Here is a 25516-nt window from a genome sequence, read left to right as displayed (position 1 = left end):
TCTGCTAGCCTTAAAGAGTATGGATAGCAACTATTAAATATGTTTCATTTGGCTATTGTCATTATTTGATATTTTTGTAATTAAATTACATTAATTTTTTGATTTGGCGCAATTTAAGCGGGTTTGTGTGATATAGATCATTTTAAATGTTGTAATTATTTTTCCTGATGGTATATTAGCAACCAACTTCAGCAATGAAGAGAAAATGCTCAAAGGATGAGTCCGTTTATCGCCTCCAAGGAACTGAGAATCAAATTGTGTTTAATTGATTTAAAGGTGATAGCTATGAAAGGTTTACCGTCTGCGATGTTCTGGAATGTACCATCTATATACACTGGTAACTTCGCATACCCAACCAGCTTTGGTTACTAGTCATAACCAAGTGTAAGACTGAACAAATTGTTCACCCCTAAAATTGGAATTAATTTACCATCCCTGTTTTTGCTGTCGGGATTACAAGATTCTACCGCCACTCAAGTTGAGTGGCGTTTTTTTATGTTCAAAATATATTCACTCTGTGACTTTTACCCAACATAACCCTGCAATTTCATAATCCTTCCATTTTTAAACACTACCAATCGCAAATTTCTGGGAAATGTGTTCCTTGTCTAACTATGTGCTCAGTTTTCAACCTACAATGATGAGCTCTATGCCAATATGGCATAGAAACGTTTATAAGGATTAAGTGATTGATATGCATGAAAAAGGTAGCGTCGCTAGCCTTCGATAATTGTACGGATAATCGAGAGTTTTAATTCTAACTAGAATTTGATATTTGATATCTTTATAATTCGCGCCAATCGATTACGCAAACGTTTATTTTACACAATTTTAGGGATTCGATTATGCTCGAAAGGCTATTTAAACTGAGTGAACACAATACCAGTGTGCGCACCGAAATCATTGCCGGGGTGACGACTTTTCTCACCATGGCTTATATCATTTTTGTTAACCCAGCGATTTTGTCTGATACCGGAATGGATCGTGATGCTGTGTTTGTCGCAACATGTTTAGCGGCCGCCGTTGGGTGTTTCATTATGGGCTTAGTGGCAAACTACCCAATCGCTCAAGCACCAGGTATGGGGTTAAATGCCTTCTTTACTTATTCCGTTGTATTGGGGATGGGGCATACATGGCAAGTGGCATTAGCGGCGGTTTTTGTTTCTGGTGTTCTATTTATTTTACTGAGCATTTTTAAAATCCGCGAGTGGATCATTCACTCTATACCTATGTCATTGCGAACGGGTATTTCGGCAGGTATTGGTTTGTTCTTAGCTTTCATCGGACTGAAAAATGCCGGTATTGTTGTGGATAATCCAGCGACGTTTGTCTCGTTAGGGCAAATCACTTCTCTTCCAGCTGTACTCGCTTCACTTGGTTTCTTTTTGACCATTGCACTGGTTCATAAAGGTGTAAAAGGCGCAGTCATGATTGCTATTCTAGCAGTGACGGGTCTTGGCTTAGCATTCGGTGATGTAACTTGGGGTGGTGTGGCTTCGTGGCCGCCAAGCATTGCACCAACCTTTATGCAATTGGATTTCTCTGCTGTATTTGAAATCGGTATGATTTCCGTCGTGTTTGCTTTCCTATTTGTCGATTTGTTTGATACTGCAGGCACCTTAGTAGGGGTAGCGCAAAAAGCCGACCTTATTCAAAAAGATGGCAAGATTCCTCGCTTGAACCGAGCACTTCTCGCGGATTCAACAGCAACATCTGTTGGTGCTGTTCTGGGTACATCGAACACTACGTCTTACATCGAAAGTGTTTCTGGCGTTGCTGCTGGTGGTCGAACTGGTCTCACTGCGGTTGTGGTTGGCATTTTATTCCTACTTGCTTTATTCTTCTCGCCACTAGCTGGAATGATCCCCGCTTACGCGACAGCAGGCGCACTATTTTATGTTGCAATCCTGATGCTCTCCGGTTTGGTTAGTATTGACTGGTGCGATCTAACCGAAGCGGCTCCTGTTGTTGTGACGTGTCTTCTGATGCCGCTAACATTTTCTATCGCTGATGGTATTGCTTTAGGTTTTATTGCCTATGCAGCTATCAAAGCGCTGAGTGGTAAAGCGCAAGATGTGTCCCTAAGTGTTTGGGTTATGGCAGCCATTTTCACCATTAAATTCGTTCTTAGCGCAGGCTAAGACAAAGCCGATACAGGTTATAACAACTATGAGTAATAAATTTATCATCACCTGGGACAACATGCAGATGTACTGCCGTCAGCTTGCTGAGCGTCAAATGCCGGCAGAGCAATGGAAAGGCATCATTGGCGTGAGCCGTGGTGGTTTGGTTCCTGCCGCTATTCTAGCTCGTGAACTGGGTATTCGCTATGTGGACACGGTTTGTATTTCTAGTTATGACCACGATCATCAGCGCGATATGTCGGTTTTAAAAGCACCAGAAGGTGATGGTGAAGGCTTCCTGATTGTTGACGATTTGGCAGACAGTGGTGACACAGCTCGTCAGATCCGTGAAATGTACCCAAAGGCTAAGTTGATTACTGTTTGTGCGAAACCTGCTGGTATCGATTTGGTTGATGATTATGTTGTTGATATTCCACAAGATACTTGGATAGAGCAACCATGGGATATGGCGTTGACATTCGTTGATCCAATCAACAAATAAAGGCTTTATCTAGAGTAAATACTTAGGTAAACACTCAAATTTTCAAAATGACCCTGTATAGGGTCATTTTTTTTATTACTATTAGGGGCAGAAACCCCTTATACAACACTGAATAAGATCCTTGCCTTATGTCCATGCCTGAAGAGCAAATCAGCAAAAACCTTTCAGAAGAACTGTTTCAAAATCATCGCCAAGCGAGAGAAACGTCTGCACTTGTTCGCTATATGCCAAGTAACGAGAGCTACTTGGATAAGCAGCGAGAAGAGCAAGGCGAATCTTGGTATCGAACGCTAAGGCGTATGCAGTGGATATGGCAGGGGATTGAGCCGTTAGAGATGGAGGAAGTGCTTTCAAGAATTGCTTCTTCCACTCATTCCCGTACCCATGACGAATGGTTAGATACGGTCATGGGGTACTATTCTGGTAATTGGACGTACGAATGGATTCATCAAGGGATGTTGAATCAGAAGAAAGCATCGGAACTGAAGGGTGATGAAGCGAGTGACGCTTACTTTAGAGCCAGCCTGTGTTTTAGCATTGCGGGCTACCCGCACATAAAGGGAGATAGCCTTTCCATTCAGGCTCAGGTGTTGGTGCACAAAGCCTATGATTTGGCGATGGAACACAGTTCGCTCATTACTAAGAAGATCGAAGTGCCTTTTGGTAAGAAAAAGATAAAGGCGAATCTGCACCTTCCGCACACCGAAAGACAATTACCTGTTGTGATTGTTAGTGCTGGGCTTGATAGTTTGCAGTCGGACATGTGGCGATTGTTCAAAGACTATTTGGCGCCCAATGATATTGGCATGCTCACCTTAGACATGCCTTCTATCGGTCATAGCAGCCATTGGGATCTCACAGAAGATTCAAGCTGCCTTCACAAAGCGATTCTCGATGAGCTCCCTAGGATTCCTTGGGTTGATCACTTTAAAGTGGGGATGCTTGGTTTCCGCTTTGGTGGAAATGCGGCGATTCGTTTGAGCTTTTTAGAACAAGATAGGATTAAAGCGTGCGTTGCTCTGGGCGCGCCCATCCACGATGTTCTGTCTTCTACAGACAAGCTACTACAAATGCCGAAGATGTACTTGGACATGCTTTCATCTCGTTTGGGTAAAGAAGTCGTCGATGTACACAGTTTGGCAGGTCAAATGCGCGCTTGGTCACTTAAAACACAAGGTTTTTTAACGAATCGAAGAACTCAGGTGCCTATCCTCGCTCTTGGATTGGAAGGGGATCCCATTTCTCCCTATTCAGACAACAAATTGGTCTCAATTTTTAGCCATGGTGGTCAAGCAAAGAAAGTGTCATCTAAGTCAATTTCGAAAGGATATGAGGAATCTCTCTCATTAGCACTTCAATGGCTAAAATATGAACTAAAATAATGACTTTTGGTCAGTTTTAGTCAATGATTAATAAGTTCGACAGACGTAATCCTGCGCTTTAGGGCTGTCGGGTATAGGTGCCGAAACTGAATATCTTAAGGCACGTATCTTATAAATCTAAGTTCTTATAAATCTAATAATTGAAATGGAGATTCAATATGACTGAAAACACTGCGAATCCCACACACTTTCGTTTGTTGTCGGCATTAAAAGCCGTTGGTCCTTACTTGCGAGAGAAGGAGTCACAGGAAGGTCATTACTTGTTTGATTGCTTATCTGTTTGCGTTAGTGACAAAAAGTCACCGGAAGAAAGGGAGTTTTGGGGGTGGTGGTTAGAGTTCGATAAGCAAGATGAAGGTTATGTCGCTAACTACAGTTTAGGGCTTTACAATGTTGAAGGGGACTGGGAATCAAAGGCAATTCCTAAGAAAGCTCAAGATGAAGTTGCCAGAACAATGGAAGACTTTGATAAAAAACTAAAAAAAGCACTTTCAGAGCGATTTGAAATTGATTACGAGTTGCATAAAGAGTCAGTAGAAGTCACTTAATTCTCGTCTTTCAACACCGCACCTTGCCGTGACTCGGGTATAAGTGCATAAAAAGGCGCATTTTTGCGCCTTTTCTTCTTGTTAAAACCTCACTTCATTGTTACAACATCTGTTCTTAGTTTGTTTTTAACCATGTTGACAATGACAATGAATCAAAAAAACGGGATAGCCTCCCAAACTCAAACCATCGTTGTAAAGTTAGGAACCAGTGTGCTCACAGGCGGCACTTTGGAGATCAACCGACCCCACATGGTTGAGCTTGTAAGGCAGTGTGCAGAGCTTAAAAAGCAAGGTCATGCTGTTGTATTAGTTTCTTCTGGTGCTATTGCAGCAGGCAGACAACATTTAGGCTACCCGACCTTACCCAACAACATGTCGAGCAAACAACTGCTCGCGGCGGTTGGGCAAAGCAGATTAATCCAAATCTGGGAATCGTTGTTCGATCTATTTGGTTTGAAAATAGGTCAAATGCTCCTTACTCGCGCCGACCTTGAAGACAGAGAGCGCTTTCTTAACGCGAGAGATACCGTGAATGCACTGGTCGCAAACGACATCATTCCCATTGTGAATGAAAATGATGCAGTGGCGACGTCAGAGATAAAAGTGGGTGATAACGACAACCTATCAGCACTTGTTGGTATTTTATGCAGCGCCGATAAATTACTGCTTTTAACCGATCAGCCGGGGTTATTTACCGCAGACCCTCGTAAAGACCCGAACGCTGAATTAATAAAAGAAGTGAAAACCATCGATGACACTCTGCGAAAAATCGCGGGTGGCAGTGGAACCACGTTAGGTACTGGCGGTATGGCAACCAAACTGCAAGCTGCCGATATTGCGAGAAGAGCAGGTATAGAAGTGATTATTGCTGCGGGGAGCGGGCAAAATGTCATTTTCGATGCTTTAAGCGACAATCCGCAAGGCACTCGTTTCTTGCCGTTAGAAGAGTCACTAGAAAATCGCAAGCGTTGGATCCTAGCTGGGCCAGCGGCATCTGGCGATATTGTTATCGATGAAGGTGCAGTAAACGCAGTGATTGCTAGAGGAAGCAGCTTATTGGCTAAAGGTGTCGTGCAGGTAAGCGGATCGTTTGCTCGCGGAGAAGTTGCACGTATTACCACTTCCAAAGGTCAGCTCATTGCGAAAGGCATTACCAGTTACTCAAGTGGTGACTTAGAAAAAATTATAGGAAAACACAGCAAAGATATCAGCGCGATTCTTGGTTATGAGTACGGTGCAGAAGTCATACACCGTGACGATCTTGTTGTGATTCAAGAGTAGAATTGAGGAGAAAAGTCATGGATTTAACTAACATGGGAAAAGCGGCAAAAGACGCAGCTTTTTACCTTGCAACAGCATCAACCGCTCAGAAGAATCAAGCGTTAGCCATTATTGCAGATGAGCTAGAAGCGAATGAAAAAGTTATTCTTGAAGCGAATGCCAAAGATATAGAGCTAGGTCGTGAAGCGGGTTTAACAGAAGCGTTGCTCGATCGTCTCTTGCTGACGAAAGAAAGGTTGGCAGGTATTGCTGGCGATGTACGAAACGTCATTGGCTTGACTGATCCAGTCGGAAGCGAATTAGACAGCAAAATGCTTGAAAATGGCATGTTTCTGACCAAACGCCGTGTGCCACTTGGCGTTGTCGGAGTGATCTATGAAGCGCGTCCGAATGTCACGATTGATATCGCAGCGCTATGTGTGAAAACGGGTAATGCCAGTATTTTACGCGGCGGTAAAGAAACTTTCTTCTCCAATATGGAGTTGGTTAAGGTTATTCAATCTGCGTTAGAAAAAGCGGAGTTACCGGCAGCATCGGTCCAATACATTGAAAAGCCCGATCGTGAATTAGTGTCTCAGTTGCTCAAACTCGACCAATATGTCGATATGATCATTCCTCGTGGTGGGGCTGGGTTACATAAAATGTGTAAGGAAAACAGCAATATTCCAGTGATTATTGGTGGATTTGGTATCAGCCATATATTCGTGGATGAAAGTGCTGATTTGGATCGCTCACTGGACGTCGTTGAAAATGCAAAAATTCAGCGCCCCTCAGCATGTAACGCTCTGGACACTTTGCTTGTGCATGAAGCGATTGCTGCGGAGTTCTTACCTAAATTGGTAGGAAAAATGGCGGAAAAAGTCGCATTTGTTGCTGAACCGAAAGCCAAAGTATTTCTGTCCGATGCGGAAAACCTAAGAGATGCGAAAGAGGGGGACTTTGATACCGAATGGCTGAGTTTCACTCTCGGTGTGAAAGTGGTCAGTGACCTAGACGAAGCCGTACATCACATGCGTGTGCACAACGCGAGTCACTCCGATGCCATCATGTCAAATGACTTGGTGAATACCGAGCGCTTTATTAACTCAGTTGATTCCGCGGCGGTATACGTGAACGCATCGACACGATTCACCGATGGTGCCGAATTTGGTTTAGGCGCGGAAGTGGCGGTTTCGACCCAAAAACTCCATGCTCGAGGTCCTATGGGGTTAGAAGAATTAACCAGTTACAAATGGGTGGGTAAAGCCAATTATTTGCCGCGTAGTTAACAAATTGCTGGGCAGTTAACAAAAAAATGCTGCTAAAGTGTTGATAAGGGCTCCTTGTGAGCCCTTTTTTCTTTTCTCAACCCCTTATATTCCGGTAGACTAAGACAAATTTTTGGAGGTGATATGCATTGTCCATTTTGTTCAGAAAATGACACTAAAGTCATTGATTCTCGTCTGGTTGCAGATGGGCATCAAGTTCGTCGTCGCCGTCAATGCTTGGCGTGCAGTGAGCGATTCACGACATTTGAAAGCGCAGAGCTTGTCATGCCGAAAGTCATTAAATCCAACGGAAATCGTGAACCGTTTAATGAAGATAAAATGGTCGGTGGATTTCAAAGAGCGCTTGAGAAACGGCCTGTGGCAGCCGATGCCATTGAGCTCGCGATAAGTACAATTAAGTCTCAACTTCGTGCAACGGGTGAGCGTGAGGTACCTAGTGAAATGATTGGTAACCTTGTTATGGATCAGCTTAAAGACCTCGACAAAGTCGCTTACATTCGTTTTGCATCGGTTTACCGCAGTTTTGAAGACATTAGAGAGTTTGGCGAAGAAATCGCTAAGCTAGAAGACTAATGCCATTACCCATCCAAGACGCCCACTATATGGCATTGGCAATCGCTTTGGCTAAGAAAGGGCGTTTTACAACGTCACCTAATCCAAATGTAGGCTGTGTGATCGTAAAAAACGATCAAATTGTGGGGCAAGGCTACCACCAGAAAGCAGGTGAAGCCCATGCTGAAGTCATTGCGCTAAAAGACGCAGGAAAAGATGCCAACGGCGCGACAGCTTATGTGACTCTCGAACCTTGCTCGCATCAAGGTAAAACACCGCCATGTGCCGATGCATTGATTAAAGTGGGTATTGCTCGTGTAGTCTGCGCGACACAAGATCCAAATCCATTGGTTTCAGGGCGAGGCATCCAAAAACTAAGAGCTGCTGGCATCGATGTCGAAGTCGGTGTACTAGAGTCCGAAGCTATCTCCTTAAATACCGATTTCAATCAGCGTATGCAAAAAGGCAAACCTTATGTGCAATTGAAGTTAGCCGCAAGTTTGGACGGGCAAACAGCGCTGAGTAATGGCGAAAGTAAATGGATAACCTCAACTAAAGCTAGGAAAGACGTGCAGTTTTATCGTGCGCAAGCATGTGCGGTGCTATCGACTAGTAAAACCGTTATTGATGATAATGCATCACTAAACGTTCGTTGGTCTGAGCTTCCCACATCCATTCAGTCTGTTTACCCAGAAAGTGAGCTTCGACAACCCTTGCGCGTCATTCTTGATCGTCAGAAGAAGCTCCATGCTGAACTTGCGTTGTTCAAAACTGGCGGTAAAGTCGAAATCGTTTCGCCAGAGTCTGAACTTTTTGCGCTGGACAAGAAAAACAACATTGATCTATCGGCTGTACTGAAACAACTGTCTGCTATCCATCAAGTGCAAAAAGTATGGGTTGAAGCAGGGGCGACATTGGCCGCCAGTTTGATTCAGCTAGAATTAGTCGACGAGTTAATTGTTTATCTAGCCCCTAAATTGATGGGGAGTGATGGTCGAGGCTTGGTGCATATTTTGGGCCTGAACACTATGGCAGAAGCAATAGAACTCGATATAAAAGACGTACGCATGGTAGGACCAGATATTCGTATCACGGCCAAAATTCTAAAAAATACGTAGAAGAAATTATGTTCACAGGAATTATAGAAGCGGTGGGAACCTTAACCGCGATTACGCCCAAAGGTGAAGATGTTAGCGTTACGGTTGATGCTAGCAAGTTAGATATGTCTGACGTTCACCTAGGGGACAGCATTGCCACCAATGGCGTATGTTTGACGGTTATTGAATTTAACGATCACAGTTATACCGCCGACCTTTCACTGGAAACGTTGAACAAGACGGGATTCACTCAATATCAAGTGGGTGACAAAGTGAATTTGGAAAAAGCCATGTTACCAACTACTCGTTTTGGCGGGCACATTGTGTCTGGGCATGTAGATGGTGTTGGTGAGATTGTTGAGCGCAATCAGGTCGGAAGATCGGTTGAATTCTGGGTTCAGATACCTCAAGAGATAGGTAAGTATGTTGCGGAAAAAGGGTCGGTTACCGTTGATGGCATTAGCCTCACTGTTAATGCGCTCCGCAAAAATGCTTTCAAACTGACGATTGTGCCGCACACATCTTCTGAAACGACGATTAACGATTTTCAAGTTGGTCGAAAAGTAAACTTAGAAGTTGATGTATTAGCCAGATACATGGAACGCTTACTTCAAGGTTCTGCCCACAGTGGTTCTTCAATTGAAACACCTGAATCCAGCATGACAATGGAATTTTTACAACAAAACGGTTTTGCCTAACTAACGGGAACAGCATTATGTCTATTAGTACGCCTCAAGAAATCATTGAAGATATTCGTTTGGGTAAAATGGTTATCCTAATGGATGACGAGGATCGTGAAAACGAAGGCGATGTCATTATGGCAGCCGAGCACGTAACGCCTGAAGCTATTAACTTTATGGCAACGCACGGTCGTGGTCTTATTTGTTTAACCATGACCAAAGAGCGTTGTGAGCATCTTGGCTTGCCGCCAATGGTTCAAGACAATAATGCGCAGTATTCCACCGCGTTTACCGTCTCAATCGAAGCCGCAGAAGGCGTGACAACGGGTATCTCTGCAGCCGATAGAGCGCTGACTGTGCAAGCGGCTGTGGCGAAAGATGCCAAAGCGGCAGATCTCGTTCAACCGGGTCATATATTCCCTTTGACCGCCCAAGATGGTGGGGTCCTAACAAGAGCTGGGCACACCGAAGCAGGTTGTGATTTGGCGCGTTTGGCAGGGTTAGAGCCAGCTGGTGTTATCGTCGAGATTCTGAATGACGACGGCACAATGGCTCGTCGCCCCGATTTGGAAGTGTTCGCGGAAAAGCACGACATCAAGCTTGGTACCATTTCAGATTTAATCGAGTTTAGAAACAATACCGAAACGACGATTGAACGCGTGGCTCAATGTCACTTGCCAACAGAGTTTGGTGATTTTGAATTGGTTACTTACCGCGACACTATCGACAACCAAATACACTATGCGTTGAAAAAAGGCGACTTAGACGGCGCAGGAGCAAGTAACGGTAAAGCGCCGTTGGTACGTGTTCACTTGCAAGACACATTTACCGATGTTCTTCGAAGTGACCGCAGTGCCGAGCGAAGCTGGACGTTAGACAAGGCGATGAAGCGCGTAGGTGATGAAGGCGGTGTTCTGGTGATTTTGGGGAATGAAGAAACATCAGATTATATCGTTCACAAAGTAAAAACCTTTGAGCAGCAAGACAAAGGTGACGCGCCAACCATGGCAAAAAAGCAAGGCACTTCGCGCCGTGTAGGTGTGGGTTCTCAGATTCTTGCTGATTTGGGTATCAGTGATATGCGTTTGCTTTCTTCGAGCTCTAAGCGTTACCACTCTTTGTCCGGATTTGGTTTGAACGTTGTTGAATACGTTTGTGATTAAGGTCATCAGACCTTCGAGAACCATCAAACTTCTGAGGTTACTTTTTCAGCGGTGATTCTCTCATATCGTAATGACATGTTTTTTGTCTTAGAAAGAGCAGGTGCTTAAGTGCCTGCTCTTTTTGTATTCAACATTATCGGTTGTTTCAAATTCAATGAACGATAAATCGAATGGGATACAAAAGCTCTGTCGTGAATTCTGCTTTTAAGGAATCACGAGGGAAATTTTCTCAATAAATTTGCGTCTGTTCTAAGGTGATATCGCTTAATTTCCATTAGATATCTCTCACACTTTTGTGCTAGAATCCGGCGATTCTCACTTGATGAACATAGTTAAAGGAAAGCTTTATGAAAGTGATCGAGGGCGTTCTCCCTGCTCCAAATGCAAAAATTGCTATCGTTATTTCTCGTTTTAATAGTTTTATTAACGAAAGCCTGTTATCTGGTGCAATCGATACTTTAAAGCGTTATGGACAAGTCAGCGAAGACAACATCACTGTCGTACGTTGCCCTGGTGCAGTTGAACTGCCTCTAGTGGCTCAACGTGTTGCGAAAACTGGAAAATTCGACGCTATTGTGTCTTTAGGTTCAGTAATTCGTGGCGGTACGCCTCACTTTGACTATGTTTGTAGTGAATGCAACAAAGGGTTGGCTCAAGTGTCTCTGGAATACAGTCTTCCAGTTGCGTTTGGCGTACTTACTGTTGACACCATCGATCAAGCTATCGAGCGCGCAGGAACCAAGGCTGGTAATAAAGGTGCAGAGGCTGCACTAAGCGCGCTAGAAATGATCAACGTTCTTTCAGAAATTGATTCCTAATGGGGGCCAGTGTGAAACCAGCCGCACGTCGTAACGCACGTCAATTTGCATTACAAGCCATATATTCGTGGCAGATTACCAAAGAGAATGTTGCTACTGTTGAAGAGCAATTCCTGTCTGGAGGCAAATATGATGAAGAAGAGCATCATGCAAATGAGCCTTCTCTGTCTGCACCAGAAACTGACGTCGCTTACTTCCGTGACCTGCTAACTGGCGTTGTGCTTAGTCACACAGAGTTAGACAGCAAACTGCGTCCTTACTTGTCTCGCCCTATGCAAGACTTGGACATGATGGAGCTGGCTTTGCTTCGTCTTGCGATGTATGAAATGACGCGTCGCGAAGATGTTCCTTACAAAGTAGTGATTAACGAAGCTATTGAGCTGGCAAAAGTGTTTGCAGCGGAAGATAGCCACAAGTTTGTGAATGGTGTGCTTGATAAAGCCGCACCGCATGTTCGCAAAAAGTAATCGTGAATAAATACAAAAAGGTCAGCTAATTAGCTGACCTTTTTCTTTTCGTGCTCTAGGTCTTAAACTGCTTCGAGCAAGTCATGCAAACTTGGGTATAATTAACATAAATAACAACATGCAAGAGTCAGCTATGGCAGGTGAATTTAACCTAATTACCACCTATTTCGTAAACCGACAAACCCAGCGTAAAGATGTTCAGCTTTCCCTCGGCGATGACAGCGCCTTGGTTACCTCTCCTGAAAATGTTCAAATTGCAATCAGTACTGATACGCTCGTGGCGGGTACGCATTTTCTAGAGCACGCCAACCCAGCGTGGGTCGCTCACAAAGCATTGGCTTCAAATTTGAGTGATTTAGCTGCTATGGGCGCTTCGCCAGCATGGGTATCCCTTGCGCTCACTTTACCAGAGCCCGATGAAATGTGGCTGGCCCCATTTAGCGAGTCATTTTTTGAGTTAGCTAACTATTTCAATATCCAGCTCATTGGCGGCGATACCACTAAAGGTCCTTTGAGTATTACCCTAACCGTTCAAGGTTTTGTTCCCGAGGGTAAAGCGATGCGACGCGATGGTGCAAAAGTGGGTGATTGGATTTACGTGACGGGTACGTTAGGTGATAGTGCGGCTGGGCTCGAAGTTGTTCTTGATGAATCAAAGCGAAGTAAACCTTACGCAGAAGAACTCGAAAGAAGGCACTATCTCGCGGCTCCACGCTTGGTCGTTGGGCAGGCTTTGCGAAATGTAGCGTCTTCCTGTTTAGATGTCTCTGATGGGTTAATCTCGGACTTAAAACACATTATGGACGCTTCTAACGTTGGTGCGGTTATTAACGTGGATGCTATTCCTTTGTCTGATGAATTACTAGCGTATTGCGATGATAAAGATGAGGCTCTGAAGATGGCGCTGATCAGCGGTGAAGAGTATGAGCTTTGTTTTTGTGTCCCAGAAGAACATAAAGGTCAAATGGATACCTTGCTTGCGTATTCGGGTACAACCGCTACGTGTATTGGGCAAATTCGCAGTGGTGGCGAATTGGTACTGGAAAAAGAAGGTCAGAAACTGGATTGGCAGTTGTCTGGCTACGATCATTTTAAGGTTAACTCGTAATGCCATCTCCTTTATCCCTGATTTCGCTTAAAAACCCTTGGCACTTGCTTGCGACAGGTTTTGGCAGTGGATTAGCTCCCATTATCCCTGGCACCATGGGAACACTCGCCGCGGTTCCTTTCTATCTTCTATTGGTGCAGTTACCTTTGCCGCTATACATTATTGCTGTCATTGGCTCGTGTATTATCGGCATCAAGATTTGCCAAGTGACTTCTGATGATATGGGGGTGCACGACCATGGCTCTATTGTGTGGGATGAATTTGCCGGCTTTTGGATCACTATGGCTATTGTCCCACTGTTTAAAGTACCTGTTTTCGATTGGAAATGGATTCTTACTGGGTTCGTCCTTTTTCGCTTTTTTGACATGGTAAAACCATGGCCAATAGGATGGCTTGATAAGCGAGTCCACGGTGGGTTAGGTATTATGCTGGACGATATTGTCGCAGGCATCATGGCGGCTATTTCATTATGGCTTGTTGGCAGGTATGCTGGCTGGCTTATATAATGGAGTCGTTAAAAAAGGATACTTAACATGTCTAAAAAGGTGTATTGCATTGCTCAATTTTTACCGAAGGAAGGTAAGCTGGATGAATTGTTCGATGTTCTGTCATCATTGGAGTCTAATACATTAAGAGAGGATGGATGCTTACAGTATATCGTAACGCGCCATATCCCTAGCCCATTCGCAGAAGGTGAGTCTTATCCCATTGCATTTAACGAAATTTGGGAAAGTAATGAAGCGTTTGAAGCACATTGCCAGCGTTTTGAAATACAAGAGTTTTTTGAAACACACTGTATAGCTGAGAGTGGCTTGGTAGAGAAATATAATGTATGTATATATAGTGATGAACCAAACGGATACGATGCACCAAAATTGAAATAACGACAAGTTTGTAAGCATAAAAAAGCCGAACTGAGTTCGGCTTTTTTGATCATTACTTTAGGGTAATAGCGGTTATTTACTTAAGTATTCTTTTATCGCTAACTCAACACCCGCAGCATCTAAGCCAAGCTCGGTATGCATTTCTTCTTGCGTGCCTTGCGCGACAAATTGGTCAGGTAAACCAAGGTTTAATACTGGCACAATTTGTTTACTGCTCATTAGGTATTCAACAACACCAGCACCAGCACCGCCGGCGATAACGTTTTCTTCTAGCGTAACCAGCACGTCGTGTGTGGATGCTAATTCTGAAATCAAAGCTTCGTCTAGTGGTTTCACAAATCGCATATCAGCCACTGTGGCGTTTAACGCTTCTGCTGCAGAAAGAGCACTAGGCAAGAACGTACCGAAGCTTAATATGGCAACTTTTGGATGACTCTCTTTATCGTCAGTTTGGCGCTGGCGGACAATACGACCTTTACCAATCTCAAGTGCAGTCATGTCTTGTTGAATAGCCGTGCCACGCCCACTACCACGAGGATAACGAACAGCAGATGGACCTGTGTGTTTGTGTCCGGTGTACAACATCTGGCGACATTCATTTTCGTCACTAGGCGCCATAATAACCATGTTAGGGATACAGCGCATAAAGCTGAGATCAAACGCGCCTTGGTGAGTTTGACCATCGGCACCGACAAGTCCAGCTCGGTCAATAGCGAACAATACTGGCAAATCCATGATAGCGACGTCATGAATCAATTGGTCGTAACCACGTTGTAAAAACGTTGAGTAAATCGCTACAATTGGGTTCTGACCTGCGATGGCCATGCCACTTGCGAGCGTTACTGCGTGTTGTTCAGCAATCGCGACATCAAAATATTGTTTAGGATATTCCTTCGAGAACCGAACCATACCAGAGCCTTCACGCATTGCTGGTGTGATTGCCATTAGTTTTGGATCTTGAGCTGCCATGTCACAAAGGAAGTCGCCAAAAATATTGGAAAATGTTGGCTTTGAAGCTTTGGTCTTTGGCTTGTTATCTGGGTTTAGGAATTGTTTCTGTACCGCGTGGTATCCAATCGGATCTTTCTCGGCAGGTGCGTGTCCTTTACCTTTTTTGGTCATAATGTGTAGGAACTGAGGCCCTTTCAGGCTACGCATATTTTTCAGCGTCTTAACCAGTTCGTTCACATCGTGACCATCGACAGGGCCAATGTAGTTAAAGCCAAGCTCCTCAAACAAGGTCCCTGGAACAACCATTCCTTTGAGGTGTTCCTCTGTTCTGCGAACCAATTCTTTAATTGGAGGCAAGCCAGACAGTACTTTTTTACCGCCTTCGCGAATAGAGGTATAAAGGTTACCGGATAGAAGCTGAGCTAAATGATTGTTCAGTGCGCCGACGTTCTCTGAAATGGACATTTCGTTGTCGTTCAGAATGACCAGCATATCAGTATGTACATCACCAGCATGATTCATTGCTTCAAAAGCCATGCCTGCAGTAATCGCACCATCGCCAATAACGCTAACCACTCGCCTGTCTTTGCCTTCTTTTTCTGCGGCGATAGACATTCCCAGTGCTGCACTGATAGACGTTGAGGAGTGACCGACAGACAAGACATCGTATTCACTTTCGCCTCGCCAAGGGAAAGGGTGAAGCCCACCTTTTTGGCGAATGGTTGGAAGTTTCTCACGGCGACCTGTCAGGATCTTATGTGGGTATGCCTGATGACCAACATCCCAGATCAACTGATCAAATGGAGTGTTATAGACATAATGCAAAGCAACCGTTAGTTCCACTGTTCCTAAACCGGATGCCAAGTGCCCACTTGATTGGCTGACGGAATTAAGAAGGTACGTTCTCAATTCATCACATAGTGTCGGTAGGCTCTCCTTTGGAAGGAGGCGCAACTCATCAGGTGTATCTGCCAGTGCTAAAGTAGGATATTTTGAAATATCGAGAGTCATAAAATTCAGCGCTTATAGTTTAGTTTTTGCGCTCGACCACATAACGGGCGAACTCTTCAAGTAACTGCGTATTGTAAGGGATGGCTTCTAATGTGCCTAACGCCTCAGTGAGCAGCTCTTGAGCTTTCTTCTGAGCACCTTCCAAACCTAATAGGGAAGGGTAAGTACTCTTGTTTAATTCTTGATCTGAACCTTGAGGTTTCCCCAATGTTTCAGTATCGCTGATGATATCTAAAATATCGTCTTGTACTTGGAAAGCCAGACCGACTAGGTCTGCGTATCTTTCCAATTGAGGAAGAACAGTCAGCCCTTTCTCTCCAGCAGCCATTGCGCCCATCTTTATGGCGCTTTTTATCAGTGCTGCTGTTTTATTTAAGTGGATGGTTTCAAGTTCTTCGAGTGACACGCTGCGGTTTTCCGCGGCGAGGTCGAGCGCTTGCCCCATACACATCCCGCTCACGCCAGAGGCATTAGCAAGTGTTTGAACCATTTTTATACGGTTAAGCTCTCCGTCGGAACTCAGCTTACCTTCAGCAAGAATAGTAAATGCCAATGTCTGTAGTGCATCGCCTGTCAATATGGCGGTTGCTTCATCAAATTTGATATGACAAGTTGGCTGACCGCGACGAAGCTCGTCATCGTCCATTGCGGGTAAGTCATCATGAATCAAAGAGTAGGCGTGAATACATTCGACTGCGCAGGCTGGTGTATCCAAATCTTCTAGCCCACATCCCAGCATTTCACCGGTAATGTAAACGAGATAAGGGCGCGCACGCTTGCCACCCAGAGTTAATCCGTGGCGCATAGCCTGAATTAGAGGTAACTCTTGATAAGGAAGGGTATCAAGCCATGCATTCAACTGCGTGTTACTGCGGTTTTGATAAGGCGTTAAAGAAGCGGACATAAATTAATCTTCAGAATTTGATTCAAATGGCGAAAGTTCAGCCTGATCGTCATCTTGAGTCAGAATGGCAACACGTTGTTCAGCTTCAGATAATTTACCTTGACCTGATCGAGCAAGGAGGATTCCACGTTCAAATTTTTTTAAAGCATCTTCTAGTGCGAGATCGCCGCTTTCTAACTGCTCAACAATAGAATCCAATTCTGTTAGAGACTCTTCAAAAGTCATGTTTTCTGGTTTTTTGCTTGCCATACGGTTTCTGCTATTAAAACGTTGCACGCAAGTTACCCCAGCGACTGCTGCTGGTCAAACTCACGCAAGAGAAAATTTAACAAAAGTGCAGTATATCAGTTTTTATCCTCTATTCGTTATTAACAAATAGTCTCAAATTATGATGGAGATTCTTTTTTGCCCAATTCAGACGTGATCACAACACAAAACGAGAGATTGCCTACAATGTGAATGGGCAGCGAGCGTAGGTAACTCGGTTATACTCTGTTAAAGTTAAAGGAAAATTTGCGCTTGGTATCGGGAAAAGTCCTAAATAATACTCAGATTCTGCCGATAGTTGGTGTTAAGCGCACAGTAGAATTTATAGCATGAGGGGTGCTTTGTGGATTTAGCAACGTTAATTGGATTAATTGGCGGTTTTGCATTCGTCATCATGGCGATGGTGTTGGGGGGAGGCATCGGTATTTTTATCGATACCACTTCTATCTTGATCGTAGTCGGTGGCTCAACCTTCGTTGTATTAATGAAATTTACCATGGGGCAGTTTTTTGGCGCGGCCAAAATTGCAGGTAAAGCCTTCATGTTTAAAGCGGACGAACCTGAAGATTTGATCGCTAAGGTTGTTGAAATGGCGGATGCCGCTCGTAAAGGTGGTTTTCTTGCGTTAGAAGAAATGGAAATTACCAGCTCCTTTATGCAAAAAGGTATCGATTTACTCGTCGATGGGCATGATGCAGATGTTGTCCGGGCGACCCTTCAAAAAGACATTTCGCTCACCGATGAGCGCCATGAACAAGGAAGAGCTGTGTTTACGGCTTTTGGTGATGTTGCGCCTGCGATGGGAATGATCGGTACACTGGTTGGTTTGGTAGCGATGCTTTCCAACATGGATGATCCTAAATCTATCGGTCCTGCAATGGCGGTAGCACTTCTTACAACGCTATACGGTGCTATTCTTTCTAACATGGTGTTTTTCCCAATTGCCGACAAGCTATCCCTTCGTCGTGAGCAAGAAAAACTGAATCGCCGTCTGATTATGGATGGTGTATTAGCCATTCAAGACGGTCAAAACCCTCGTGTTATCGACAGCTATTTGAAGAACTACCTTAATGAAAGTAAGCGTGTTCTTGATGTGGATGGCGAGTAAGGTGAACTGAGATGGAAGAAGAAGAGTGCAAATGTCCCCCCCCGGGGCTCCCATTGTGGATGGGTACATTCGCTGATTTGATGTCGCTATTGATGTGCTTCTTCGTACTCCTGCTTTCGTTTTCTGAAATGGATGTACTGAAGTTCAAACAGATTGCGGGTTCAATGAAATTTGCGTTTGGTGTTCAAAATCAGCTGGAAGTGAAAGATATCCCTAAAGGAACCAGTGTGATCGCTCAAGAGTTTCGTCCTGGTCGCCCTGAACCTACTCCGATTGATGTGATCATGCAGCAAACCATCGATATGACGCAGAAAACCTTGGAGTTTCATGATGGAGAGTCCGATCGCGCAGGTGGTACAAAACGAGAAGTCGGTAAGCTGACAGGCGGTAAATCGCCAGACACATCTACTAAGATGAATCAAAATAACGAATCAGAGCAACAACAGCAACAAGCCGAATCTCAATCTCAGGAAATGGAAACCATTGTTGAGAGCATCAAAAAAGCGCTGGAAAAAGAAATCGATGAAGGCGCCGTCGAGGTCGAAAATCTCGGGCAACAAATTGTTATTCGTATTCGTGAAAAAGGTGTGTTTCCTGAAGGTTCTGCTTTCTTGCAACCTAAGTTCCGTCCTTTGGTGCGACAAGTTGCAGAGTTGGTGAAGGATGTGCCGGGAATTGTTCGAGTTTCCGGTCACACAGATAACCAGCCATTAGATTCTGAACTGTATCGATCAAACTGGGATTTATCCTCTCAAAGAGCCGTATCCGTTGCTCATGAAATGGAAAAAGTGAAAGGGTTTGAACATGCTCGTTTACGTGTTCGGGGGATGGCAGACACAGAGCCGCTCGTGAGTAACGACACTCGAGAGGGCAGAATTGAAAACCGTCGCGTTGAAATCAATATCATGCAAGGTAAACCGCACTTTAGTGACGAAGTTTCTGCTCAGCAGTAAATGATAGTTCTAAAATGATAAAGGTGAGTTCGATATGAGCTCACCTTTTTTTGTGGGGTTATCTCGGTTATAATCGCGCGCCTCAGAATTGCCTAAGGCAATCCTTTTTCTAATACAGTGAAGAAAGCCATGAAGTTTATTGTTAAACCCCATCCAGAAATTTTTGTTAAAAGTGATTCTGTTCGAAAGCGCTTCACTCGTATTCTGGAATGTAATATTCGCATTGTTATTCAAAAGCACACTGAAAATGTGGCGGTGTTTAACCGTCGTGATCACATTGAAGTGACAGCAAACAGTGACGAACACTACGAAAAGGTTTTAGCAATCCTGACTCAGACTCCAGGTATTCATCATGTTTTGGAAGTATTGCAATCAGACTTTGAAGACATGCACGATATCTATGAGCAAGTGCTCGAACTTAACCGCGACAAGCTAGAAGGAAAAACCTTTGTGGTTCGCGCTAAGCGCCGCGGTAAGCATGACTTTACTTCTATTGAACTTGAGCGCTATGTTGGTGGCGGGTTGAACCAAGCAGTCGAAAGTGCTCGCGTTAAACTCAGCAAACCTGACGTTACGGTAAAAATTGAAGTAGCGAACGAAAAGCTCAATCAAGTATTGGCACGTCATAAGGGATTGGGCGGTTTCCCATTGGGAACGCAAGAAGATGTACTCAGCCTCATTTCTGGTGGTTTCGATTCTGGTGTTTCAAGTTACCTGCATATAAAGCGCGGTTCTAAAACCCATTACTGCTTCTTCAACTTAGGTGGACCAGCACACGAGATTGGTGTTAAGCAAGTTGCTCACTATTTGTGGGAAAAATACGGTTCATCGGCCAAAGTAAAATTCATTTCAGTGGATTTTGAACCCGTTGTTGCTGAGATTCTAGAAAAAGTAGATGACGGTCAAATGGGTGTAGTCTTGAAGCGTATGTTTATGCGTGCAGGCGGAATGATTGCCGATAAGTTCGGTATTCAAGCATTAGTCACTGGGGAAGCATTGGGTCAAGTATCTAGCCAAACCCTGACCAATCTAAGACATATCGATATCGTGACAGACACACTGATTCTTCGCCCTCTTATCAACTGGGATAAGGAAGATATCATCAATCTTGCTCGTGATATTGGCACGGAAGACTTTGCGAAAACTATGCCTGAATATTGTGGTGTGATTTCGAAAAAGCCAACCGTCAAAGCAGTTAAAGAAAAGCTTGAAACGGAAGAAGAGAAGTTCGATTTCTCTATTCTAGAGAAAGTCGTTTACGATTCCCGCGTAATGGATATTCGTGATATTGCGAAAGAAAGCCTTGAACAAGCGCCAGAAGTTGAACAAGTAGAAGCTGTTGAGCAAGATGCGGTTGTGCTGGATATTCGTAGTGCAGAAGAAGAGGACGAAAACCCACTAGAGATAGAAGGTGTTGAGGTCGTTCATATTCCTTTCTTTAAGCTGAGCACTAAATTTGGCGACTTAGACCAAACTAAATCGTACTTGCTGTATTGTGATAGAGGTGTCATGAGCCGCTTGCAAGCTCTTTATCTTAAAGAACAAGGTTATCATAATGTTAAGGTATACCGTCCTTAATCTATAATTCTGTTAACCCCTACAAAAAAACCACTCTTTGGAGTGGTTTTTTTATGCAACACAATTACTATTTGTAACCTTCTTAAAATAAATATATCAATATCATGAGGTTGGTTATGAACGAATTTTTAAAAGCTTGGAAAAACCCTTTCGACTTCTCAAGTCGATCGCGTCGCAAAGATTACTGGATGTTTGCACTGATAAACTTTTTGGTCAGCCTTTTACTGGCATTCATCCCACTCGTTAATGTCATTTATCCATTAGCGGTAATGGTGCCCCAGCTTGCGTTGGCTGTTCGCCGTTTGCATGATATTGGTAAAAGTGGCTGGTGGTTATTGTGTCCATTACCTGGTGCTATTATTGCAGGTTTTGCCGCTTTCAATCAGTCTTACGAGTTGGCGTTCGTAGGCGCTGGTCTCGCGGCTATTGGTGGTATCGCTCTGTTTGTATTCAGCGTAATGGACAGCCAACCTGGTCCAAATCAGTATGGTGACAACCCTAAAGGGAATTCTGGTGATGGCAGCGCAAATCAAGAAACAGTGATTGCATAACCACTGCATTACTTACCGCGCACTTAATGACTTCAAGCCCTGTTTATCGGGGCTTTTTAGGCTTTGGAGACATAAAAAAACACCGCCTTTATAGGCGGTGCTGAAAAATTGACAGACAGGTCAAAATAATACAGGAAGTATGGTCTTGGCGCTGAGCGCTAAGACACTATGGTAGATAACTCTACCAACTCGAAATTCGAGTTTATGCAAACACAACATCGTAACAACCAAACCAATTGATTATCATAGATAATCAAGCCGTTCAGGCTTAGCGCTACGAGACGAAATATAGATTTTCTCTGGCTCATCGGCAATCGACAATTTATAATGTTTCGGATAAAAAAAACTAATGCTAAGTCTAAATTGGTGAATCATGTCCAGACGCCTTCCCCCTTTAAATTCTCTTCGTGTCTTTGAAGCTGCAGCCAGACACCTGAGTTTTACACGAGCTGCAGAAGAATTGTTTGTTACACAGGCAGCCGTGAGTCATCAGATCAAAACTCTGGAAGATTATCTTGGGTTGAAATTATTCCGTCGTCGTAACCGATCTTTGCTCTTAACTGAAGAGGGGCAAAGCTACTTCCTCGATATCAAAGATGTTTTTACTTCACTTGCTGAAGCGACCGATAAAGTGCTTGAACGCAGTGAGAAAGGGGCGTTAACCATTAGCCTACCCCCAAGCTTCGCCATTCAATGGCTCGTTCCAAGGCTTGCGGACTTTAATGCGCAAGAACCCGACATTGATGTTCGCATTAAAGCTGTGGATATGGATGAAGGCTCTCTCACTGACGATGTGGATGTTGCCATCTATTATGGGCGAGGTAATTGGTCGGGTCTTCGAGCGGACAAACTGTATCAAGAATGTTTGGTTCCTGTATGTTCGCCTCAGTTGTTGCTCGGTACGAAACCATTAGAATCTCTTGGGGATTTAAAACAGCATACGTTATTGCACGATACATCCAGAAAAGATTGGAAACAATTTACTCGCGTTCATGAAATTGAGGGGGTAAATGTTAATCACGGTCCAATCTTTAGCCATTCAACCATGGTATTGCAAGCAGCAGTCCACGGACAGGGTGTCGCGTTGGGAAACAATGTTCTTGCCCAGCCAGAAATTGATGCTGGGCGATTAGTTTGTCCATTTGATGAGGTATTGATCAGCAAAAATGCTTTTTATGTGGTGTGCCATGAGCAACAGGCAGATACAGGGCGAATAGCCACCTTCAGAGATTGGATGCTGGCTAAAGCGGCAAAAGAGCAAGAGGATTTTATTTAATGAGCCAAGTAATTGTAAATGGTGAAGGTGCGCAGACGTTTCTTTTTGCCCATGGTGCTGGTGCAGGAATGGATCATGATTTCATGACTCGGGTAGCGGAAGGTATTGCAGAACATGGTATTCGTGTTGTTCGTTTCAACTTTCCTTACATGGTAAAGCGCTCGGAAGATGGAAAAAAGCGTCCACCCGATCGCGCGCCAAAGTTGCTCGAAGCCTTTGAAGAGGTGATTGAGCGATACAGTGATGAGAGCCTTGTAATTGGCGGAAAGTCGATGGGGGGGCGCATGGCGAGCTTGTTATCCGAATCTCCACACATTCAAGGTATCGCGTGCCTTGGTTTCCCTTTTCACCCACCAGGGAAACCAGAGAAATTCAAAGGTGATCACCTCGCTCAAATCAATAAACCATGCCTTATCCTTCAGGGTGAAAGAGACACGTTTGGGAAAAAAGAAGAATGCGCCGAATTTCACTTTTCTGATGCAGTAGAGCTTCAGTTTATTCCCGACGGCGACCACAGCTTCAAACCCAGAAAAAGCTCTGGTCACACACAAGAAGGCAATATCGATTTAGCCATTGAACATTTGGTGAGCTTTATAAGAGGCTGTTGTGACGTTAAGGGGGAGCAGTGAAAAGTAAGCAAGTTTTAATGATCGCTGGTGTCTTTGGCGCGACTGCCGTGATGTTGGGTGCATTCGCAGCACATGGCTTAAAGGCGATGCTGTCTGAATATCTGATTGGGGTATTTGATACCGGAGTGCAATACCAATTCATCCACACATTGGCGTTGGTCTTGATTGGTATTTTGATGCAGATAAAAGTCGGAGAGAAAGTAGAAAAAGGACTGCGAAACGCGGCGATTTGCTTTATTATCGGCATCCTTTGCTTTAGTGGCAGCCTTTATGCGCTTGCATTAACGGGAATCAAATGGTTTGGACCTATTACTCCATTTGGTGGCTTAATGTTTATTGTGGGTTGGGTTTGCTTCACTATTGCTGCGTTTAGAATGAAAGAGGTGAAGTCGTGAAACACTTAATGCTCTACTGCCGCCAAGGTTTCGAAAAAGAGTGTGCAGGTGAGATTCAGGATCGTGCTACTCAATTAGAAGTGTACGGTTTCCCGAGAGTACAAAAAAACACAGGGTATGTGTTGTTCGAGTGCTACCAGGAAGGCGATGGTGCGAAACTGGCTCAGGAGCTGGACTTTAACTCATTGATTTTTGCCCGCCAGATTTTTGCCGTGGCAGCAGAATGTAAAGATTTGCCACAGGATGATCGAATTTCGCCCATTCTTGAAGGGCTATCTGAGATAGAGGCATTTCCACGTTGTGGCGATCTTCGTGTGGAAACACCAGATACCAATGAAGCGAAAGAGCTTCTGAAGTTTTGCCGCAAGTTTACCGTGCCATTAAGGCAAGCCTTACGTGGAAAAGGGGTGCTTTACAACAAAGACAACCCTAAAAAGCCGGTATTGCATGCGTGTTTTGTCGCACCGGGTCACTGTTTTGTTGGCTATTCCGTATCCGACAATAACTCAAAATTCTTTATGGGGATTCCTCGTCTTAAATTCCCATCCGATGCACCGAGCCGTTCCACATTAAAATTGGAAGAAGCATTCCATGTTTTCATTCCTAAGGAGGAATGGGACACACGTTTAGCTTCTGGTATGTGGGCGACCGATTTGGGAGCTTGTCCCGGTGGTTGGACATACCAGCTTGTGAAGCGCTCTATGTTTGTTCATGCAATTGATAATGGCATGATGGCGCAAAGCTTGATGGATACGGGTCAGGTTAAACACCATATGGAAGATGGGTTTAAATTTGAACCCCCACGTAAGAACGTGACGTGGTTAGTGTGTGACATGATTGAAAAACCATCGCGCGTTGCTCAGCTGATGGGAGAGTGGCTAATAAAAGGTTGGGCAAAAGAAACCATCTTTAACCTTAAGCTGCCAATGAAAGGTCGATACGATGAAGTTCTTCAAGATATCGAGAACTTAAAAGTTTTTCTAATCGACAATAAAGTGAAATTCAAGCTTCAAGCTAAGCATCTCTACCATGATAGAGAGGAGATCACGGTTCACATTCAATGCTTGTCGAACATATCGCCTCATTAGGTTTTCTAGGTAATGTAAGTTAACTAAGCTATCGCCTCACTTAGTTAAAGAAGCGGAAAGACATTAAAAGGCTTATTAGTCAAAAAAACGCTCCAATCGGAGCGTTTTTTATTGCTTCATTCTGGGGACAATAGAACCCAATTATTACTGATTAGTTGGCCACATATCCGGCCAATCTACCGACTCCATTTCATCTTCGGTAGTGTTTGGAGTGGCAGAGAAAAAATCCAATCCGGTTTGTTGTTCTACATCGTCAATCGTTGTAATGAAATTGACAAGTTCATCCCCTGAAACTTTTCTGTGTGGGACGATGAATGCGATGGCTTCGTTAAATTGCGGATCCAGAATTACTTTATAAAAAGCGCTCGGTATCGTTACACCATCTCCAATACTGTTTTCATTTCCTTGATAGATGGGCCCCGTTACCACGTACAGTTCATTGTACTCATTCGCCAAATCCCGCACGTGTTCTTCCAGTATTCGCCAACCCGCGCGATTAAATGTGGGAAGCTGGGGAGACATATTACTCATATAAAAGCTTTGTTTAATGGATTGAAGCGTAAAGTCCATGGTTGCTGAAGGGGCGAGGTGACCTCGGTCGTACCCAGTACCACGGTAATCTGCGAGAGTTGAGCGTGCATGCTGTGGCAAATCGGGGTCTTCTTTGAAGAAACTACTCTTTCGCTTGAACTTTAAGTTCACGCTGTCTGCAGTGATGTGATAGGCAACCCAATCTGCATTTTTTGTTGTGTAGTTATACCCTACGGCGTAGCCATCTCGACACAATACTTGGTCGGATTGACTTGAAGGAACTCCTATATCCAGATGCTTGGCACAGGTTGCAGAGAGAGCTGGGAGCGACATTAATGTCGTTAAGGTAAGTAAGATTGTTCTTTTCATTATTTTTCTCCTTATTGGGAGATATAAAAATA

General features: G+C 44.1%; 27 protein-coding genes. 23 read left to right on the top strand and 4 right to left on the bottom strand.

The window, feature by feature from the left end; all coding sequences use genetic code 11:
• Window positions 1–845 precede the first annotated feature (845 nt).
• From LDO37_RS13890 to LDO37_RS13820, 15 genes are all read left to right on the top strand, one after another.
• Window positions 846–2141, top strand: a complete 1296-nt coding sequence (locus LDO37_RS13890; RefSeq protein ID WP_126605856.1) for an NCS2 family permease — start codon at window positions 846–848, stop codon at window positions 2139–2141.
• A 28-nt stretch (window positions 2142–2169) separates the two neighbouring features.
• Entirely contained in the window at window positions 2170–2625 is a 456-nt protein-coding gene (gpt, locus tag LDO37_RS13885; protein ID WP_101110681.1) for a xanthine phosphoribosyltransferase, read from the top strand.
• Window positions 2626–2759: 134 nt separating this feature from the next.
• A complete protein-coding gene (gene frsA, locus LDO37_RS13880; protein ID WP_185829686.1) occupies window positions 2760–4007 on the top strand; it encodes an esterase FrsA in 1248 nt (415 codons plus the stop codon).
• 158 nt (window positions 4008–4165) lie between these two features.
• The gene (gene crl / locus LDO37_RS13875; RefSeq protein WP_126605854.1) at window positions 4166–4555 is read left to right on the top strand and encodes a sigma factor-binding protein Crl; all 390 of its coding nucleotides are present in this window, start codon (window positions 4166–4168) and stop codon (window positions 4553–4555) included.
• 141 nt (window positions 4556–4696) lie between these two features.
• Window positions 4697–5836: a glutamate 5-kinase gene (gene proB, locus LDO37_RS13870; RefSeq protein WP_101110871.1), complete on the top strand. Its 1140-nt coding sequence runs from the start codon at window positions 4697–4699 to the stop codon at window positions 5834–5836.
• A 17-nt stretch (window positions 5837–5853) separates the two neighbouring features.
• Entirely contained in the window at window positions 5854–7104 is a 1251-nt protein-coding gene (locus tag LDO37_RS13865) for a glutamate-5-semialdehyde dehydrogenase (protein WP_126605853.1), read from the top strand.
• A 123-nt stretch (window positions 7105–7227) separates the two neighbouring features.
• Window positions 7228–7677, top strand: coding sequence for a transcriptional regulator NrdR (gene nrdR / locus LDO37_RS13860; protein WP_101110677.1), 450 nt, complete (start codon window positions 7228–7230; stop codon window positions 7675–7677).
• Window positions 7677–8774, top strand: coding sequence for a bifunctional diaminohydroxyphosphoribosylaminopyrimidine deaminase/5-amino-6-(5-phosphoribosylamino)uracil reductase RibD (gene ribD, locus LDO37_RS13855; RefSeq protein ID WP_126605852.1), 1098 nt, complete (start codon window positions 7677–7679; stop codon window positions 8772–8774). The genes nrdR and ribD overlap by 1 nt, the downstream gene beginning before the upstream one ends.
• A gap of 8 nt (window positions 8775–8782) precedes the next feature.
• The gene (locus LDO37_RS13850; protein ID WP_126605851.1) at window positions 8783–9451 is read left to right on the top strand and encodes a riboflavin synthase; all 669 of its coding nucleotides are present in this window, start codon (window positions 8783–8785) and stop codon (window positions 9449–9451) included.
• Between the two features lie 17 nt (window positions 9452–9468).
• The gene (ribBA, locus tag LDO37_RS13845) at window positions 9469–10596 is read left to right on the top strand and encodes a bifunctional 3,4-dihydroxy-2-butanone-4-phosphate synthase/GTP cyclohydrolase II (RefSeq protein ID WP_126605850.1); all 1128 of its coding nucleotides are present in this window, start codon (window positions 9469–9471) and stop codon (window positions 10594–10596) included.
• Window positions 10597–10943: 347 nt separating this feature from the next.
• Window positions 10944–11414: a 6,7-dimethyl-8-ribityllumazine synthase gene (ribH, locus tag LDO37_RS13840; RefSeq protein WP_101110673.1), complete on the top strand. Its 471-nt coding sequence runs from the start codon at window positions 10944–10946 to the stop codon at window positions 11412–11414.
• Window positions 11414–11881: a transcription antitermination factor NusB gene (gene nusB / locus LDO37_RS13835; RefSeq protein WP_101110672.1), complete on the top strand. Its 468-nt coding sequence runs from the start codon at window positions 11414–11416 to the stop codon at window positions 11879–11881. The genes ribH and nusB overlap by 1 nt, the downstream gene beginning before the upstream one ends.
• 133 nt (window positions 11882–12014) lie before the next feature.
• Window positions 12015–12989 carry a thiamine-phosphate kinase gene (thiL, locus tag LDO37_RS13830; RefSeq protein ID WP_126605849.1) on the top strand — a complete coding sequence of 325 codons (975 nt, stop codon included), beginning with the start codon at window positions 12015–12017 and terminating at the stop codon, window positions 12987–12989.
• Window positions 12989–13495: a phosphatidylglycerophosphatase A gene (pgpA, locus tag LDO37_RS13825; protein ID WP_126605848.1), complete on the top strand. Its 507-nt coding sequence runs from the start codon at window positions 12989–12991 to the stop codon at window positions 13493–13495. Before thiL ends, pgpA begins: the two co-directional genes overlap by 1 nt.
• Before the next feature lie 27 nt (window positions 13496–13522).
• A complete protein-coding gene (locus LDO37_RS13820) occupies window positions 13523–13873 on the top strand; it encodes a putative quinol monooxygenase (RefSeq protein ID WP_126605847.1) in 351 nt (116 codons plus the stop codon).
• 72 nt (window positions 13874–13945) lie between these two features.
• On the opposite strand, the gene dxs is transcribed toward LDO37_RS13820, so the two are convergent.
• From dxs to xseB, 3 genes are read right to left on the bottom strand one after another with little or no spacing between them, the layout of a single operon-like run.
• Window positions 13946–15835 (bottom strand): 1-deoxy-D-xylulose-5-phosphate synthase, encoded by a 1890-nt coding sequence (gene dxs / locus LDO37_RS13815; protein WP_126605846.1) that lies wholly within the window; start codon window positions 15833–15835, stop codon window positions 13946–13948.
• 19 nt (window positions 15836–15854) lie between these two features.
• On the bottom strand, window positions 15855–16739 hold the full coding sequence (gene ispA, locus LDO37_RS13810; RefSeq protein WP_126605845.1) for a (2E,6E)-farnesyl diphosphate synthase: 885 nt from the start codon (window positions 16737–16739) through the stop codon (window positions 15855–15857).
• A gap of 3 nt (window positions 16740–16742) precedes the next feature.
• Complete coding sequence (gene xseB / locus LDO37_RS13805; RefSeq protein WP_101110666.1) at window positions 16743–16988, bottom strand: exodeoxyribonuclease VII small subunit; 246 nt, start codon at window positions 16986–16988, stop codon at window positions 16743–16745.
• Window positions 16989–17349: 361 nt separating this feature from the next.
• Between xseB and pomA the strand changes: the two genes are divergently transcribed.
• From pomA to rlmM, 8 genes are all read left to right on the top strand, one after another.
• The gene (gene pomA / locus LDO37_RS13800) at window positions 17350–18114 is read left to right on the top strand and encodes a flagellar motor protein PomA (RefSeq protein WP_101110665.1); all 765 of its coding nucleotides are present in this window, start codon (window positions 17350–17352) and stop codon (window positions 18112–18114) included.
• A gap of 11 nt (window positions 18115–18125) precedes the next feature.
• On the top strand, window positions 18126–19067 hold the full coding sequence (locus LDO37_RS13795; RefSeq protein WP_126605844.1) for a flagellar motor protein MotB: 942 nt from the start codon (window positions 18126–18128) through the stop codon (window positions 19065–19067).
• A 129-nt stretch (window positions 19068–19196) separates the two neighbouring features.
• The gene (gene thiI, locus LDO37_RS13790) at window positions 19197–20645 is read left to right on the top strand and encodes a tRNA uracil 4-sulfurtransferase ThiI (protein WP_126605843.1); all 1449 of its coding nucleotides are present in this window, start codon (window positions 19197–19199) and stop codon (window positions 20643–20645) included.
• Between the two features lie 116 nt (window positions 20646–20761).
• Window positions 20762–21196 (top strand): DUF805 domain-containing protein, encoded by a 435-nt coding sequence (locus tag LDO37_RS13785; RefSeq protein ID WP_126605842.1) that lies wholly within the window; start codon window positions 20762–20764, stop codon window positions 21194–21196.
• 373 nt (window positions 21197–21569) lie between these two features.
• Entirely contained in the window at window positions 21570–22472 is a 903-nt protein-coding gene (locus tag LDO37_RS13780) for a transcriptional regulator GcvA (RefSeq protein ID WP_126605841.1), read from the top strand.
• Entirely contained in the window at window positions 22472–23101 is a 630-nt protein-coding gene (locus tag LDO37_RS13775) for an alpha/beta fold hydrolase (RefSeq protein WP_126605840.1), read from the top strand. Before LDO37_RS13780 ends, LDO37_RS13775 begins: the two co-directional genes overlap by 1 nt.
• On the top strand, window positions 23098–23496 hold the full coding sequence (locus tag LDO37_RS13770; protein ID WP_126605839.1) for a DUF423 domain-containing protein: 399 nt from the start codon (window positions 23098–23100) through the stop codon (window positions 23494–23496). Before LDO37_RS13775 ends, LDO37_RS13770 begins: the two co-directional genes overlap by 4 nt.
• Window positions 23493–24584: a 23S rRNA (cytidine(2498)-2'-O)-methyltransferase RlmM gene (rlmM, locus tag LDO37_RS13765; protein ID WP_126605838.1), complete on the top strand. Its 1092-nt coding sequence runs from the start codon at window positions 23493–23495 to the stop codon at window positions 24582–24584. The genes LDO37_RS13770 and rlmM overlap by 4 nt, the downstream gene beginning before the upstream one ends.
• Window positions 24585–24728: 144 nt before the next feature.
• Here rlmM and LDO37_RS13760 read toward each other — a convergent pair whose 3' ends face one another.
• Complete coding sequence (locus LDO37_RS13760) at window positions 24729–25484, bottom strand: DNA/RNA non-specific endonuclease (RefSeq protein WP_126605837.1); 756 nt, start codon at window positions 25482–25484, stop codon at window positions 24729–24731.
• Window positions 25485–25516 lie beyond the last annotated feature (32 nt).

The organism is Vibrio penaeicida (assembly GCF_019977755.1).
Lineage (GTDB): Bacteria > Pseudomonadota > Gammaproteobacteria > Enterobacterales > Vibrionaceae > Vibrio > Vibrio penaeicida.
Note: the sequence above shows the minus strand (reverse complement) of the source record. Positions and strands in the feature narration are given on the sequence as shown.

What these genes read in the sequence shown, in the direction of transcription:
- xseB (WP_101110666.1), bottom strand. Translation starts at nt 16,988, where the DNA reads ATGGCAAGCAAAAAACCAGAAAACATGACTTTTGAAGAGTCTCTAACA.
- ribBA (WP_126605850.1), top strand. Translation starts at nt 9,469, where the DNA reads ATGTCTATTAGTACGCCTCAAGAAATCATTGAAGATATTCGTTTGGGT.
- ribD (WP_126605852.1), top strand. Translation starts at nt 7,677, where the DNA reads ATGCCATTACCCATCCAAGACGCCCACTATATGGCATTGGCAATCGCT.
- dxs (WP_126605846.1), bottom strand. Translation starts at nt 15,835, where the DNA reads ATGACTCTCGATATTTCAAAATATCCTACTTTAGCACTGGCAGATACA.
- LDO37_RS13795 (WP_126605844.1), top strand. Translation starts at nt 18,126, where the DNA reads ATGGAAGAAGAAGAGTGCAAATGTCCCCCCCCGGGGCTCCCATTGTGG.
- LDO37_RS13775 (WP_126605840.1), top strand. Translation starts at nt 22,472, where the DNA reads ATGAGCCAAGTAATTGTAAATGGTGAAGGTGCGCAGACGTTTCTTTTT.
- gpt (WP_101110681.1), top strand. Translation starts at nt 2,170, where the DNA reads ATGAGTAATAAATTTATCATCACCTGGGACAACATGCAGATGTACTGC.
- thiI (WP_126605843.1), top strand. Translation starts at nt 19,197, where the DNA reads ATGAAGTTTATTGTTAAACCCCATCCAGAAATTTTTGTTAAAAGTGAT.
- proB (WP_101110871.1), top strand. Translation starts at nt 4,697, where the DNA reads ATGACAATGAATCAAAAAAACGGGATAGCCTCCCAAACTCAAACCATC.
- pgpA (WP_126605848.1), top strand. Translation starts at nt 12,989, where the DNA reads ATGCCATCTCCTTTATCCCTGATTTCGCTTAAAAACCCTTGGCACTTG.
- LDO37_RS13820 (WP_126605847.1), top strand. Translation starts at nt 13,523, where the DNA reads ATGTCTAAAAAGGTGTATTGCATTGCTCAATTTTTACCGAAGGAAGGT.
- crl (WP_126605854.1), top strand. Translation starts at nt 4,166, where the DNA reads ATGACTGAAAACACTGCGAATCCCACACACTTTCGTTTGTTGTCGGCA.
- LDO37_RS13780 (WP_126605841.1), top strand. Translation starts at nt 21,570, where the DNA reads ATGTCCAGACGCCTTCCCCCTTTAAATTCTCTTCGTGTCTTTGAAGCT.
- nusB (WP_101110672.1), top strand. Translation starts at nt 11,414, where the DNA reads ATGGGGGCCAGTGTGAAACCAGCCGCACGTCGTAACGCACGTCAATTT.
- LDO37_RS13760 (WP_126605837.1), bottom strand. Translation starts at nt 25,484, where the DNA reads ATGAAAAGAACAATCTTACTTACCTTAACGACATTAATGTCGCTCCCA.
- LDO37_RS13850 (WP_126605851.1), top strand. Translation starts at nt 8,783, where the DNA reads ATGTTCACAGGAATTATAGAAGCGGTGGGAACCTTAACCGCGATTACG.
- LDO37_RS13890 (WP_126605856.1), top strand. Translation starts at nt 846, where the DNA reads ATGCTCGAAAGGCTATTTAAACTGAGTGAACACAATACCAGTGTGCGC.
- nrdR (WP_101110677.1), top strand. Translation starts at nt 7,228, where the DNA reads ATGCATTGTCCATTTTGTTCAGAAAATGACACTAAAGTCATTGATTCT.
- ispA (WP_126605845.1), bottom strand. Translation starts at nt 16,739, where the DNA reads ATGTCCGCTTCTTTAACGCCTTATCAAAACCGCAGTAACACGCAGTTG.
- LDO37_RS13865 (WP_126605853.1), top strand. Translation starts at nt 5,854, where the DNA reads ATGGATTTAACTAACATGGGAAAAGCGGCAAAAGACGCAGCTTTTTAC.
- ribH (WP_101110673.1), top strand. Translation starts at nt 10,944, where the DNA reads ATGAAAGTGATCGAGGGCGTTCTCCCTGCTCCAAATGCAAAAATTGCT.
- frsA (WP_185829686.1), top strand. Translation starts at nt 2,760, where the DNA reads ATGCCTGAAGAGCAAATCAGCAAAAACCTTTCAGAAGAACTGTTTCAA.
- thiL (WP_126605849.1), top strand. Translation starts at nt 12,015, where the DNA reads ATGGCAGGTGAATTTAACCTAATTACCACCTATTTCGTAAACCGACAA.
- LDO37_RS13785 (WP_126605842.1), top strand. Translation starts at nt 20,762, where the DNA reads ATGAACGAATTTTTAAAAGCTTGGAAAAACCCTTTCGACTTCTCAAGT.